This is a genomic window from Acinetobacter sp. UBA6720, from assembly GCF_002454215.1.
Classification (GTDB): domain Bacteria; phylum Pseudomonadota; class Gammaproteobacteria; order Pseudomonadales; family Moraxellaceae; genus Acinetobacter.
Window position 1 is genome coordinate 1 of record NZ_DKIK01000018.1, and the last position, 12,782, is coordinate 12,782.

Sequence of the window (12,782 nt, forward strand, 5' to 3'; positions counted from 1 at the left end):
GTTTCAGCCCATAATTTTGACAAAAATATGCTTAAATCATTCATCTTCATTTGTGAATAAAATTGTGTTCCTTCAACCCAATAGCACTGTCGTACCGACCGAAGATCGAGACTATCCTGAATGGCATTTGGGACGTGAGCACTATGCACTTTGGTATATTGAAGTGAATGATCCTGTTTTGGTCAGCTATTTAACCCAGCTTCGTGAGCAATTTCAGATTTACTTTATCAACCGAATCAACGGCAGTTTCATATCACCTTATTTGTTGCTGGTTTTTGGGTAGAACAGGCAACACAGTCGGACGACTTTAGTCGAGCGCAACTGAATCAGCAGCTTGAACGCCTTAAAAATTTAAAGCTAGAATCTTTTCAGTTACAGATGGGTGCATTAAATAGTTTTGAAAGTGCCTTATTTTTAAAAGTGGATGATACCGCAGGCGTGTTGGAAAAAATTAGAAAAACATTGTTGCATACATCGCAGGAAGTCGCGGCATTAAGTTATTGTCCACATATTACATTAGGTCTATACCGTGAAGCGTTAAGTAGTGATCATGTATTGACACGTATGGCTGAAATTGAAGACATCAACTATAGCTTAAACATCTCAAAGCTCACGTTTGGTTTTTATCAGGCAGATGTTTTACAAGGGCCATTGTTTTCACATACACAAATTAAGTTGGGAAATGCACAATGCAACTGATTTTAGGTGGTGCACGTTCGGGGAAAAGCCGCTTGGCAGAGCAGGTTGCACAACAGTTAGCGCAGCCAGTGGTCTATGTCGCCACAGCACAAGCCTTAGATGGGGAAATGCAAGCGCGCATTCAACACCATCAGCAGCAACGACCCGAAGATTGGGGGGTGTGTGAAGAACCCATTTATCTTGCAGAGCATTTGGTTAAATTAGATCGCCCAAACCAAACCATTTTGGTCGATTGCCTGACCTTATGGATGAGTAATTTACTGATGCATACTGATCCAGGTTTACAGGTTCAGGAATGTCAGAAGTTGTTAGATGTTGTGGGAAGTTTACAGTCCGAGCTGATTTTAGTGAGTAATGAAACAGGTTTAGGTGTGGTTCCAATGGGGCAAATTAGCCGTCGCTTTGTCGATGAAACAGGGCGATTGCATCAGCAGTTAGGTCAAATCGCAACAAAAGTGGTGTTCTGCGTGGCAGGATTTCCCATGATTTTAAAAGGAGAACAAGTGTGAGTTGGTGGTTAGAAGCATGTCAAAGTCCGAGTGAGTCAGTATTGGCTCAAGCCCTAGTACGCCAGTCACAGTTGACCAAACCAACGGGCTCGTTGTCGGAGCTTGAATCGGTTGCAGTAACCTTAGCCAGTTTGCAAAACACTGTAAAACCTAAGATTGACCGCCCATGGATTACGATTTTTGCAGGTGATCATGGAGTGATGGAAGAAAATATTTCTGCCTATCCACAAGCGGTGACACGTCAAATGTTGCAGAACTTCGCAACAGGTGGGGCGTGTATTAGTGTGATTGCCAAAGAGTATCAAGCTAAATTACAAGTCATCGACTGTGGTTCAGTCGGTGAAGCTTATGACTATGTCGGAGTTGAACGCCACTGCATCCGCGCGGGTACGGCTAACTTTGCTCAAACCCTGGCTATGACTGAAGTTGAATGTAAAGCTGCTTTTGCTTTGGGGCAAAAAAGTGTGGAAGATGCCATCGCTTATGGGGCGGATATCTATGTTGCGGGTGAAATGGGCATTGGAAATACTTGTTCAGCCTCAGCTGTCGCTTGTTTTTTATTGGCTGAACCTGCTGAAAAGTTAACAGGTGTTGGAACGGGTATCCGTACTGAACAATTGATACATAAAAAACATGTGATCGACCAAGCACTTGCACTGCATGCCCAATATGTCGGGAACGATCCATTTAAAGCCTTATGTGCCGTGGGTGGACTTGAAATCGCAGCCATGACAGGCGCGTATATTCGCTGTGCGCAATTGGGTCTGCCGATGGTGGTGGATGGGTTTATCAGTACTGTTTCGGCGTTACTCGCAGTACGTTTAAATCCACAGGTTCGCGCTTGGATGCTTTTTGGACATCAGTCGGCTGAATATGGTCATGTGCGTTTGTTGCAAGAACTTAAAGCGATGCCTTTATTGAAGCTGAACCTACGGTTGGGAGAAGGCAGTGGTGCAGGGGCTGCACTTGGATTGATCAAACTCGCCTGTCGTTTACATAATGAGATGGCAACATTTGCTGAAGCAGCCGTGATTGGTGAGAAAGTTTAAAGATGTTGTATTTAGATTTTCTGCGCCATGGCGAAACCAGCTTAAGTCATACCCTACGGGGTAAAACGGATGATGCTTTGACGGCGAAAGGTTGGATGCAAATGCAATCTACCCTCACGCAGGCTGAGCAGGTTAGTCAGGCATGGGATGTCATTTATAGCTCACCGCTACAGCGCTGCCGTCTGTTTGCAGAGCAATGGGCCGAGCAAAAACAGCTTCCTTTGTTTATAGAACCGAATTTGCAAGAAATGGATTTTGGAGAATGGGAAGCTCAGCCGACCGAACGACTCTACCAACAATTTCCTAATGAATTGGCTCAATTTTGGCAAACACCTTTAAGCTTTACCCCGCCTCAGGCAGAAAGCTTATTGGCATTTAAAAGCCGCGTTGTCGAATCTATACAGATGTTGACCCAACAAATGCATGCGCAGGGCTGGACACGTGCATTGATTATTTCCCATGCTGGAGTGATTAAACTCTTAAAATGCCAAGCGCTAAAACAGCATGATAATGATCTTTTAAAAATGTCAGCAGAGTTAGGGCAGTTGAACTGCTTTGTTTTTACTCAAGGGCAGCTTCAGTTTATTCAAAGTGAGGATGTGTAATGACACCTTTTTGGATTGCATTACAGTTTTTAACGACGTTTCCAGTTCGCTTAAGCGCAATGCCAACGCCTCAGCAAAATGCGCAGGCATTGTTGTTTTATCCTGTAGTGGGTTTGCTCATAGGAAGCATTCTGTATGGAATTGCCCTGTTATTACATGCTTTGCCAGTTGTGCTATTAAGCAGTGTAATTCTAGTGCTCTGGATTTGGCTGACAGGTGGTTTGCATCTGGATGGTTTGGCCGATACCGCAGATGCTTGGGTTGGTGGTTTTGGCGATAAAGCACGCACACTGGCGATCATGAAAGATCCGAGTTGTGGGCCTATAGGTGTACTCAGTCTTGTCATTGTGTGCCTATTAAAATGGTCGGTATTGTATGTGTTATTACAAAAACAGCTGTATACAGCGCTGATGCTTTTTCCTCTGTTAGGGCGTCTCGTACCTCTTTTTTTCTTTTTAAGCACAGACTATGTACGTGAAAAAGGACTTGGTAGCCAGTTGGGTCAACATTTAGCTCGACCAATCGCAATAGCACTTTTACTGCTTACGTCTTTAGTGGCTTTGTATTGGGCATGGGTTGGAGTTGTTGTCCTTGCCTCGTTTTATTTAGCATTGTGGTATTTACGGTGTAAATTTATACAGCGCATCGGGGGAGTGACAGGCGATACCATCGGGGCAAGTATTGAAATAATTGAATTAGCCACATTATTGAGTTTTGTGTTTGCTGTATTTTATTTAGCCTAACTATTATAAACCAAAAAAATCGTCGTTTGATGTAAAGCGATAGCAGATCTTGATCGAATGGTAAAAGTATCAGTATAAAAGCGGACAATATAGATCATTAAAATAGAGATTCAATTGTTCGAATGGATCATTTGTAGATATGTTGTGAAAATCCAAATATTTCCACGCTAGTTGACAACCTAGATATGATAAAATCTTGGAAATTATTTTTTATGTGATGGTAGTGTTTAATATCATCATGCAATTCAGGTAAAACAGCATTGAATTCTGAAAATATGTCAAATCCTATTGATTTCCAAAAAGTGGCTTTAGAAACTCTTGAGATAGAGCGACAAGCATTATCAGTTCTTGCACAGCAAATAGATGATCGTTTCACTCGTGCATGTGAAATTATTTTAAAGTGTAAAGGGCGTTTAGTCATAACTGGAATGGGAAAGTCGGGACATATTGGACGAAAAATGGCAGCTACGTTTGCTTCTACAGGCACGCCATCATTTTTCATGCACCCTGGTGAGGCTGGTCACGGTGATTTGGGGATGTTGGTTGCAGGCGATGTATTGATTGCGATTTCAAACTCGGGCAAGAGTGATGAAATTATGATGCTGATGCCTTTGATTAAATATTTAGGTGTGCCTTTAATTACCATCAGTGGTGATGAACGTGGACCAATGCCACAAAATGCTGATGTGGCGCTGACTTTAGGTGATATCCAAGAAGCGTGCCCATTGGGTTTGGCACCAACATCAAGTACCACAGCAACCTTAGCTTTGGGAGATGCATTGGCTGTTGCACTACTCGAAGCTCGTGGTTTTACGTCAGATGACTTTGCTCGTTCCCATCCCGCTGGTGCACTCGGTAAACGTCTGTTGTTGCATGTGAAACATTTAATGCATACAGGGGATGAGTTACCAAAAGTGTCTCCAGATACAGCAATGAACAAAGTTCTTTACGAAATCTCAAACAAACGCCTAGGTTTAACCACAATTGTGGATGAAAATGATCGACTGTTGGGTATTTTTACCGATGGTGACTTACGTCGTTTGATTGATAAGCAACAAGGTTTTGATGTGAACTTGGCTGTGTCAAATGTGATGACTCAAAATCCACTGACAATTTCTGCCGAAGCACGTGCTGTCGAAGCCTTAGAGCGAATGAACGAAAAGAAAATTAACCAATTTGTCGTCGTTGATGATGCCAATAAAGTGATTGGTGTGTTGAGTATGCATGACCTGATTCAAGCTGGGGTGAACTAAGAAATGGCTTCTTATATTTTGTTAGAACAAGCACGTCATGTAGAAGCTCTAGTTTTGGATGTCGATGGTATTTTGAGTGATGGTTTTGTAACTTTAACCAACTCTGGGGACGAAATTAAATCCTTCGATATCCGTGATGGTTTAGGTATGAAATTGGTTCAGCAGGCTGGCGTTAAAGTGATTATTATCACGGGTCGTAAGAGCCAGATCGTAGAAAAACGCATGTCTGATTTGGGCGTTGACCTTGTTTATCAAGGCCGTGAAGACAAAGGTGTGGCGCTACGCGAAGCTTGTGCAAAGTTCGGCATTGTGCCAGAGGACTGTTTGTATATGGGAGATGACTGGCCAGACCTATCTGCATTTGCGATTGCTGGTATGAAAGTTACAGTACCGAATGGTCACTTAGAGGTTCGTCGTCGTGCGGATTTAGTCACTCAAGCGATGGGTGGTCGTGGTGCTGTACGTGAAATTTGCGATATGATTTTACAAGCCAAAGGCGTATACGAAACTTTACTTGAAAAGTATACCGCAGTCCCGCATTAATCAGTATGCATGCATGAGAGTTTAGTTAACATTTATGGATACTAAAGTTTTATATATCACTGCCGTAGCGATTGCTGCTATCAGCAGTGGTTATTACTATTATAGTGGAAAGGGGCATAAGCTCGAAGTCGATTCTGCACAGAGCATGACCTATTCTGCTGAGAAGATCCAGCTGACACAAACGGATGAGCGGGGAAATCTATACGTCCGAGCAAAGATAGATCGTCTTGAGCAAGATATGCAAAAGAAGACATCGAAGTTAGAAAACTTAAATGCTGAAATGTATAAAGCAGGAAAAGTCGATGCCATATTCTATGCAAAGCAGGCGAATGGCTCTAATGACAACGAAAAAGTCGTATTAACGAATCAGGTTGTTGCTCAAAAAATGTTAGATCATGGCCGTATGCAGTTTGAGACGGTCGAACTGACTGCTTTTCCAAAAACACGTGAACTTGAATCTCAACAGCAAGTGGTGGTCACAACACCACAAGCAGAATTTGTCAGTCAGGGTTTAAAAGCAAATTTAAATACGGGTCAATATGACTTTTTCCATATTCGAGGGAAGTATGAACCATAATCCAAAATTTTCTATTTCGAAAACTTTCCTCAAGCAAACGCTTGCACTGAGCTTAGGTGTAGCAGTTTCAACTTTTGCTTTAGCATTACCAAGTGATCGAACTAAAGCCATTTCATTGTTGGCAGATCGTGCAACCTTTAATGAAAAAACAGGAGTCACGACGTATACGGGTAATGTCATTATTGAACAAGGGACTATGAAACTTCAGGCTGACTCGATTGTGGCGAATTTGAACCAAAACCGTCAAATCAGTACCATTACTGCAAATGGCAAGCCTGCACGTTTTCAGCAGCAAGTCAGTACCAATAAAGGCATTGCCAAAGGTCAGGCGCAAAAGATTATTTATAATGCAGAAACAGGCATTATTACCTTATCAGGTAGTGCACTTTTGGAGCAGGATGGTGCCAGTATTCGGGGTAATACGCTGCGTTATAGTATGAACAAAGGGGATATTGAAGCGATTGGTACACCGAGTAGTGGTGGTTCATCGGGCGGTCGAGTTCAAATTGTGATTCCACCTTCAGCCTCTCAATCCTTCCCTGGAGCGCGTGACTAATGGAGCAAACTCTCAATCAGCCACAGACCTTATGCATCAAGCATCTTGCGAAGAACTACAGTAAGCGTTGGGTGGTAAAAGATGTATCTTTTAGCATGCAAAGTGGGCAAATTGTTGGCTTACTTGGACCAAATGGTGCGGGTAAAACCACTAGCTTCTATATGGTGGTTGGACTGGTACGCATGGATAAAGGTGAAATTCATCTTGATAACTTGGATATGTCTGATTTGGCCATGCATGAACGTGCGCGTAAAGGTATTGGTTACTTGCCGCAAGAGGCATCTATTTTTAGAAAACTCACCATTTCTGAAAATATTATGGCGATTCTGGAAACACGAAAAGATTTGAATAAAGAGCAGCGTAAACAACGTTTGCATGAATTATTAGCTGATTTCAAAATCAGTCATATTAAAGATTCATTGGGTATGAGTGTCTCTGGTGGTGAGCGTCGTCGTGCGGAAATTGCACGTGCATTGGCCGCTGATCCAAAATTTATGCTATTGGATGAACCGTTTGCTGGAGTTGATCCAATTTCAGTCGGTGATATTAAAGATATTATTACTACATTGAAACAGCGCGGGATCGGCGTATTGATTACAGACCATAACGTTCGTGAGACTTTAGCGATTTGTGAGCGTGCCTATATTGTCAGTGAGGGTGCGGTAATTGCTGAAGGTTCTCCTGATGAAATCTTAGCCAATGAAACCGTGCGCCAAGTCTATCTGGGTGATGACTTTACTGTATAAGTTTTTGCTGCGCCAATTGGTCTGATTGGCGCAGATTTTGAGCTGAAATTTTAGAGTTATGGATATCCCATTTTGACTCAGTCACATAGCTCGTTCTTTTATTCTATGTTTGATCGTAGAGTATTTGAAGCATCTTTTTCCCTTTTATACTGCTATGCATTGTCTATTTGATCATCGTGTTGGTTTGAAGTAATGAGCCATTTTCATACGATAGCTGATTGAAAATACGTTATAATTTTTTGTGAAATTTTTAAAAATTACGTTATGCCATTTACCATCTCTAGTTTAGTGAGCTATGAAGAAGACATCAAAAAAAGTCGTTTTCAAGCTTTTGCTGTGCCTGTTGAAAATGAACAGGCTGTTAAAGACTTTTTAGAGCAATATAAAGATATCAGCACCACACATCAGTGTTGGGCATGGAAAATTGGTCATAATGTTCGTTTTAATGATGACGGTGAACCATCAGGAACTGCAGGCCGTCCTATTTTAGCCACCATCGAAGGTAATGAACTAACCAATGTTTTGGTTTTGGTCAATCGTTGGTATGGTGGTGTCAAGCTAGGCACAGGTGGACTGGTACGTGCTTATGGTGGAACAGCAGGACAGTGTTTACTGTTGGCTGAAAAAATCGAGCTCATTGAAAAGAAAAAAGTACATTTTGCCTGTCAATTTAATGAATGGGCAATTTTCCAGTATGAGCTAAATAGCCAACAAATTGAGTTTAATGAGCAATATACTGCGGAGGGCGTGCTTGTAGAGGCATTATTACAAGTGCATCAGATTGAAGCGCTCGCAGTTAAAATACAAGACCTAACCCGTGGGCGTGAAGCATTAAAAATTGTGGATGACCATCATGACTGATCCCTTACTCAAATATCGTGAACAGCATAAGCACCGCTTAAATTATATGCCATGGTTGTATTGGTCACTCAAGCCTAAAAATCGGATGTGGGCTGAGGCATGGCAGCAAGAGTACCAAGCTTACTTAATGGAAATGGAAACCGTTGAAATTGGTCAAAACTGTTTTATTTCTCCATTGGCACACATTTTCGCAGAGCCAGGCCGCAAAATTATTATTGGGGACAACACGTTTATTGCTGCTGATTGTACTTTGCACGGGCCTTTAGAGATTGGCAACGAGGTCGCAATCAACCATCATTGTATTTTGGATGGTGGCCGTGTGGGGATTAAGTTAGATGATCAAGTACGTATTGCAGCTTATTGTCACTTATATGCCTTTGATCATGGCATGGCACTCAGTGATCCGATCTATCAACAACCTGTACGTTCAAGAGGGATAGAAATTGGACGAGATGTTTGGTTGGGGGCACATGTGGGCGTGAAAGATGGAGTGAAAATTGGTGCACATGCCGTGGTAGGCATGAATAGTATGGTGACCAAAGATATTGCGGAGCGATCCATTGTGGCAGGCAATCCTGCTCAGCTTATTCGTTTACGTGATTAAGACATCAAAGAATCTTGAACATTTATCAATACTTAATTACATAAAAAGCTGCCATCAAAAAAAAAGATATGCTAAGTTTAGAACAACAATGAGACCTTATGCCAAATGCGGTGTAATGAGAGGCGATAATGAAACGAGTCATTGCATGTATTGATTCTTCCCCTTGTATCAATGCCTTAGCAGAAGCGTCTGCTTGGATTGCAAAACAAACAGGGCGTGAATTGGTCCTTTTACAAGTTTTGGATTATTACCCTGCAAGTTATCACTTGGGTGAAATTAGTGGGGTGATTGGATTTGAAAGCAATGCAATGTTGCTCAAAGAGCTAGCTGAGTTAGAGCAGAAACAAAGTGAACTTGCACTCAGTTACAGTAACAATCTACTTGATCATATTTCTAAACTCATTCTTGAAACACACGGCTTGCATACGACACATATTCAAGAAAAAGGAGACTTTCTCGAGCAAAGTTTTAACTTATTACATGAAGATGACATTGTCGTGATTGGTCGAGTCGGAGAAAAATCGGCTGAACGTAATAAACCACTGGGTAGTAATGTTGAAAACTTTATTCGCGGAGCAAAATGCACGGTCATGACCGTGGGTGATACATTCAAACCGCCTACACGTTTTATCTTTGCTTATGAATATTCCCCGACCTGTGTGAAGATGATGAAGCGAATTGCTCAAAGTGATTTACTGCGTCTTTTACAATGCCATTTAGTCTATGTTGGCGACCACCCTGAAATCCTAGCAGAGCCAGAACGTTATTTAAAAGAGGCGAATCTGGATGTGATTACTGAATATCGCTATGGTGACGTGGCTGAAAATATTTTGGAATATCAGAATGAGCATGGTATACAACTGATTGTTCTAGGGGCATTTAGCCACAGTAAAATTCATCAGTTCTTTTTGGGTAGCATTGCTACGACTATTTTTAGGAATGCCAAAGTGCCTTTATTGGTGGCACGCTAATATAGAGTGACTTCTCTAAATTGTGCCCCTTTTATCCATAGTTATCCGCATTAATTGTGGATAACTATATGGACAGTAAATGTAAGTTTATAATTTATATAAGCTTAAATTGATTGGGTATTTTTTAATCTAAGTTTTAGCTTATTTTACAATGGCTAAGGCAAAGCCATCATGTCCTTTGCTACCGACAGTTTGAATGGCGGTGCACGACAAAATTTTCGGATGATTTTGCATCGCTTTAAACATATCACGGATCCCTTCAATACTTGGCTTATGATTTTCAGGATTGATAATATCGCCTGCACGAATCACGTTATCAAGGAAAATCAAAGTACCTGAATGAGATAGCTTGAGGCTTAATTCCAAATACTCTGGGTAACTTTGCTTATCGGCATCAATAAAAATAAAGTCAAAAGGTTCAATGTCTGCGGGCAGCGATTTAAGGATATCTGCTGCACGTCCACATTCGAGTTCAACAGTTTGTTTAAGCTGAGCTTTGTTGATATTTTCTTGACCCATCGCGGCATGCGTATCACGCCCTTCAATCGTTAAAATATAGCCGTCTTCAGGCAAAGCGCGCGCTAACCACATGGTGCTATAGGCAGCAAAAGTACCAAGCTCCAACACACGCTTACATTGATTCATTTGAATCAGCATTTGTAAAAGCATGCCTTGGTTGGGTGCAACAGCTAAGTGATCTGGAAAACCATGTTTCTCTGTATTTTCTAAAGTTTGAGTCAGAATGGGGTCTTCAGGAATTAAATGTGCGTCGATATAGTTATCAATCTCTGTCCACATTTGTTGCATAGCATGTTCACCTTGGTTGCGATGTGGAGCATTTTAAACTTTTATTTTCAGAGTGCAATTTATCCGACCATATTTGTTTAAATCAATGCTTAAAAAAAGAGGTCTAATCGACCTCTTTTCCTTATAAAATAGTTAGTAATTACACATTGATGAATTTCGGCTAAGGTCAGGGCCCCATGTGCGATATCCTTGGGTATCAATGTGAATTTGACCAGATGCATATAAGCCTAAGCCCATGTTTAAGCTTTGTCCGTGTTGAGCCCAAAATTGGCATAGACGGAATTTAGTATTTTCAATATATGCATAATCTTGCGGCTGCGGGTTTTCAGGTCCGATTCGAAAATCTATAGCAGAATTGAATAAGTGGCGGGATGAGTTGGCACCACCTGCACATTGGTTTAAAGGCAGATCACGATAAACTGAAGTAACTTCAAAATCGGTCAGTACTTTGGCTGCAACCAAATATTTAAACACTTTTAGAGTCGCAATTTGGTTTTTCCAAAGCTCACGGTTTGGAATCATATATTGTGAGCGACCACATTTTTGCCAGTCACGAGCGGTTCTGAGCAGTTCAAAGCTTGGAATGATATTCCCAACGCCATTACGTTCAAGGAAAACTTCATACTCACGTACGCGTGCTAGTGTGTCACCTACAGACATCCAAGCATTATAGGTATAAGGAATAATTTTAGGTGGTGCAGGGCGGTCAAAACTAATTTGCTCTTGTGGGATAAAAATACGTTTTCCATCGGGAGTCGTAATGGTTTTGCCTTTGTGAGATGAAGTCGTACAGCCAATCATCACCAAGGGGATTATGCTAACCGCAAATAATCCCTTTAAAAATTTCTTCATTATAGAAATCAAATATTTAAAAAATACGGCTATTATTTTAATCTATATTGATGGGGAAAATTTGGAAATATTGCAATCAAATGTGTGTTTTAGGTATAAAAAAAGATCAGCTTATGCTGATCTTTTTAGAGTTACTTTTCTAAGTATTGTAACTTATCTGTTTTACCGTTCCATTCTTCACGGTCAGCAGGTTGATCACCAATCTGGGTAATGTTTGGCCAAGTTTGTGATAATTCAGCATTCAGTTCGATAAAGACTTCTTGACCTTCTGGCAGTTCATCTTCAGAGAAAATTGCATTTGCAGGACATTCAGGTTCACACAGTGCACAATCAATACACTCATCTGGATTGATCACTAGAAAGTTTGGACCTTCATAGAAACAGTCTACTGGACAAACTTCTACGCAGTCTTGATATTTACATTTAATACAATTTTCAGTGACAACAAAGGTCATGGCGAAGGCTACCTAAAAATATGGTTCTAATAACTAATGTGTATTTTAGGCAAAAACGGCACCAACTAACAATTGCTTTTATTGATATTTGTTATATGCACGGCTGTTAAATTTGATAAAAACTGAACATTCTGCTGAAAACTGCTTTTGACAATAAAAAAGACCGTCATTTTGACGGTCTAAATGGGTGACAAAAATAGAAAACCACTATGAATGTAACTGATCTTTCAATGCATAAAGCTGTTGTAAAGCTTCACGTGGGCTTAAATTATCGACATCAATACTCTTGAGTAGTTCAAGTGCAGCAGAAGGTTTCTCAATTTCGACTACACGTTCAATTGTTTCAATTTCAGGTGCTTCTATTGTAGCAAACAAATCGTTTTGAACGACTTTAGGTTTTTGCAGTTGTTGTTTCTCTAAAATTTTCAGACGATTTTGTGCTTCTTTGATCACACTGGCAGGAATACCTGCCAATTTTGCCACTTGTAAGCCGTGACTTTGGCTTGCAGGCCCATGTTGGACTTTATGTAACAAAATCAGGTTGCCATTGAGTTCTTTTGCGGTGACATGGTAGTTATCAATAGCAGTTTCTTTGGCCAGCTCGGTCAGTTCAAAGTAGTGGGTGGCAAATAAACATAAACATTTAATACGTTTGGTTAAGTCAAGTACGCAAGCCCATGCCAAAGATAAACCATCATAGGTACTGGTGCCACGACCAACTTCATCCATCAGAACCAGAGACTGATTGGTTGCATGATGTAGGATTTGCGAGGTCTCAGTCATTTCCACCATAAAGGTCGATTTGCCTGTAGATAGGTCATCGGCAGAACCAATACGGGTAAAGATTCGATCAATAGGACCTAATACTGCCGATTGGGCAGGGACATAGGAGCCACAATAGGCCAATAAGCTAATTAAAGCCGTTTGGCGCATAAAGGTTGATTTACCCCCC

General features: G+C 41.1%; 16 protein-coding genes and 1 pseudogene. 13 read left to right on the plus strand and 4 right to left on the minus strand.

Translation table 11 applies throughout. From position 1 onward, the window contains the following. The first annotated feature begins 52 nt into the window (after positions 1–52). From B4F08_RS01990 to B4F08_RS02050, 13 genes and pseudogenes are all read left to right on the plus strand, one after another. Positions 53–699 (plus strand): annotated as a pseudogene (locus B4F08_RS01990) (2'-5' RNA ligase family protein). Then, a complete protein-coding gene (gene cobU, locus B4F08_RS01995) occupies positions 690–1,208 on the plus strand; it encodes a bifunctional adenosylcobinamide kinase/adenosylcobinamide-phosphate guanylyltransferase (protein WP_291372800.1) in 519 nt (172 codons plus the stop codon). Before B4F08_RS01990 ends, cobU begins: the two are co-directional and overlap by 10 nt. Continuing rightward, on the plus strand, positions 1,205–2,257 hold the full coding sequence (cobT, locus tag B4F08_RS02000; RefSeq protein WP_291372802.1) for a nicotinate-nucleotide--dimethylbenzimidazole phosphoribosyltransferase: 1,053 nt from the start codon (positions 1,205–1,207) through the stop codon (positions 2,255–2,257). Before cobU ends, cobT begins: the two co-directional genes overlap by 4 nt. Positions 2,258–2,259: 2 nt before the next feature. Continuing rightward, positions 2,260–2,862 carry a histidine phosphatase family protein gene (locus B4F08_RS02005; RefSeq protein ID WP_291372804.1) on the plus strand — a complete coding sequence of 201 codons (603 nt, stop codon included), beginning with the start codon at positions 2,260–2,262 and terminating at the stop codon, positions 2,860–2,862. Beyond that, positions 2,862–3,605 (plus strand): adenosylcobinamide-GDP ribazoletransferase, encoded by a 744-nt coding sequence (locus tag B4F08_RS02010; RefSeq protein WP_291372806.1) that lies wholly within the window; start codon positions 2,862–2,864, stop codon positions 3,603–3,605. Before B4F08_RS02005 ends, B4F08_RS02010 begins: the two co-directional genes overlap by 1 nt. A 275-nt stretch (positions 3,606–3,880) precedes the next feature. Beyond that, a complete protein-coding gene (locus B4F08_RS02015; RefSeq protein ID WP_086208362.1) occupies positions 3,881–4,858 on the plus strand; it encodes a KpsF/GutQ family sugar-phosphate isomerase in 978 nt (325 codons plus the stop codon). Between the two features lie 3 nt (positions 4,859–4,861). Continuing rightward, positions 4,862–5,401: a KdsC family phosphatase gene (locus B4F08_RS02020; RefSeq protein WP_110975171.1), complete on the plus strand. Its 540-nt coding sequence runs from the start codon at positions 4,862–4,864 to the stop codon at positions 5,399–5,401. 34 nt (positions 5,402–5,435) lie between these two features. Beyond that, entirely contained in the window at positions 5,436–5,978 is a 543-nt protein-coding gene (gene lptC / locus B4F08_RS02025) for an LPS export ABC transporter periplasmic protein LptC (RefSeq protein ID WP_086208360.1), read from the plus strand. Then, the gene (lptA, locus tag B4F08_RS02030; protein ID WP_086208359.1) at positions 5,968–6,534 is read left to right on the plus strand and encodes a lipopolysaccharide transport periplasmic protein LptA; all 567 of its coding nucleotides are present in this window, start codon (positions 5,968–5,970) and stop codon (positions 6,532–6,534) included. The genes lptC and lptA overlap by 11 nt, the downstream gene beginning before the upstream one ends. Continuing rightward, positions 6,534–7,280 carry an LPS export ABC transporter ATP-binding protein gene (gene lptB, locus B4F08_RS02035; protein WP_110975170.1) on the plus strand — a complete coding sequence of 249 codons (747 nt, stop codon included), beginning with the start codon at positions 6,534–6,536 and terminating at the stop codon, positions 7,278–7,280. Before lptA ends, lptB begins: the two co-directional genes overlap by 1 nt. A gap of 264 nt (positions 7,281–7,544) precedes the next feature. Beyond that, the gene (locus tag B4F08_RS02040) at positions 7,545–8,141 is read left to right on the plus strand and encodes an IMPACT family protein (RefSeq protein ID WP_291372811.1); all 597 of its coding nucleotides are present in this window, start codon (positions 7,545–7,547) and stop codon (positions 8,139–8,141) included. Continuing rightward, entirely contained in the window at positions 8,134–8,745 is a 612-nt protein-coding gene (locus B4F08_RS02045; RefSeq protein WP_291372812.1) for an acyltransferase, read from the plus strand. The genes B4F08_RS02040 and B4F08_RS02045 overlap by 8 nt, the downstream gene beginning before the upstream one ends. A gap of 128 nt (positions 8,746–8,873) precedes the next feature. Continuing rightward, a complete protein-coding gene (locus tag B4F08_RS02050) occupies positions 8,874–9,716 on the plus strand; it encodes a universal stress protein (protein WP_110975168.1) in 843 nt (280 codons plus the stop codon). Between the two features lie 141 nt (positions 9,717–9,857). Here B4F08_RS02050 and B4F08_RS02055 read toward each other — a convergent pair whose 3' ends face one another. The 4 genes from B4F08_RS02055 to B4F08_RS02070 form a co-directional block, all read right to left on the minus strand. Further along, the gene (locus B4F08_RS02055) at positions 9,858–10,523 is read right to left on the minus strand and encodes an O-methyltransferase (RefSeq protein WP_291372815.1); all 666 of its coding nucleotides are present in this window, start codon (positions 10,521–10,523) and stop codon (positions 9,858–9,860) included. Positions 10,524–10,655: 132 nt separating this feature from the next. After that, complete coding sequence (locus B4F08_RS02060; RefSeq protein WP_086208353.1) at positions 10,656–11,375, minus strand: D-Ala-D-Ala carboxypeptidase family metallohydrolase; 720 nt, start codon at positions 11,373–11,375, stop codon at positions 10,656–10,658. Between the two features lie 131 nt (positions 11,376–11,506). Next, the gene (gene fdxA, locus B4F08_RS02065; protein ID WP_010327061.1) at positions 11,507–11,830 is read right to left on the minus strand and encodes a ferredoxin FdxA; all 324 of its coding nucleotides are present in this window, start codon (positions 11,828–11,830) and stop codon (positions 11,507–11,509) included. 207 nt (positions 11,831–12,037) lie between these two features. Further along, positions 12,038–12,782 (minus strand): MutS-related protein (locus tag B4F08_RS02070; protein ID WP_414632435.1); only part of this gene is annotated, 745 nt, incomplete at its 5' end.

What these genes read in the sequence shown, in the direction of transcription:
- cobU (WP_291372800.1), top strand. Translation starts at nt 690, where the DNA reads ATGCAACTGATTTTAGGTGGTGCACGTTCGGGGAAAAGCCGCTTGGCA.
- B4F08_RS02005 (WP_291372804.1), top strand. Translation starts at nt 2,260, where the DNA reads ATGTTGTATTTAGATTTTCTGCGCCATGGCGAAACCAGCTTAAGTCAT.
- B4F08_RS02010 (WP_291372806.1), top strand. Translation starts at nt 2,862, where the DNA reads ATGACACCTTTTTGGATTGCATTACAGTTTTTAACGACGTTTCCAGTT.
- B4F08_RS02015 (WP_086208362.1), top strand. Translation starts at nt 3,881, where the DNA reads ATGTCAAATCCTATTGATTTCCAAAAAGTGGCTTTAGAAACTCTTGAG.
- B4F08_RS02020 (WP_110975171.1), top strand. Translation starts at nt 4,862, where the DNA reads ATGGCTTCTTATATTTTGTTAGAACAAGCACGTCATGTAGAAGCTCTA.
- lptC (WP_086208360.1), top strand. Translation starts at nt 5,436, where the DNA reads ATGGATACTAAAGTTTTATATATCACTGCCGTAGCGATTGCTGCTATC.
- lptA (WP_086208359.1), top strand. Translation starts at nt 5,968, where the DNA reads ATGAACCATAATCCAAAATTTTCTATTTCGAAAACTTTCCTCAAGCAA.
- lptB (WP_110975170.1), top strand. Translation starts at nt 6,534, where the DNA reads ATGGAGCAAACTCTCAATCAGCCACAGACCTTATGCATCAAGCATCTT.
- B4F08_RS02040 (WP_291372811.1), top strand. Translation starts at nt 7,545, where the DNA reads ATGCCATTTACCATCTCTAGTTTAGTGAGCTATGAAGAAGACATCAAA.
- B4F08_RS02045 (WP_291372812.1), top strand. Translation starts at nt 8,134, where the DNA reads ATGACTGATCCCTTACTCAAATATCGTGAACAGCATAAGCACCGCTTA.
- B4F08_RS02050 (WP_110975168.1), top strand. Translation starts at nt 8,874, where the DNA reads ATGAAACGAGTCATTGCATGTATTGATTCTTCCCCTTGTATCAATGCC.
- B4F08_RS02055 (WP_291372815.1), bottom strand. Translation starts at nt 10,523, where the DNA reads ATGCAACAAATGTGGACAGAGATTGATAACTATATCGACGCACATTTA.
- B4F08_RS02060 (WP_086208353.1), bottom strand. Translation starts at nt 11,375, where the DNA reads ATGAAGAAATTTTTAAAGGGATTATTTGCGGTTAGCATAATCCCCTTG.
- fdxA (WP_010327061.1), bottom strand. Translation starts at nt 11,830, where the DNA reads ATGACCTTTGTTGTCACTGAAAATTGTATTAAATGTAAATATCAAGAC.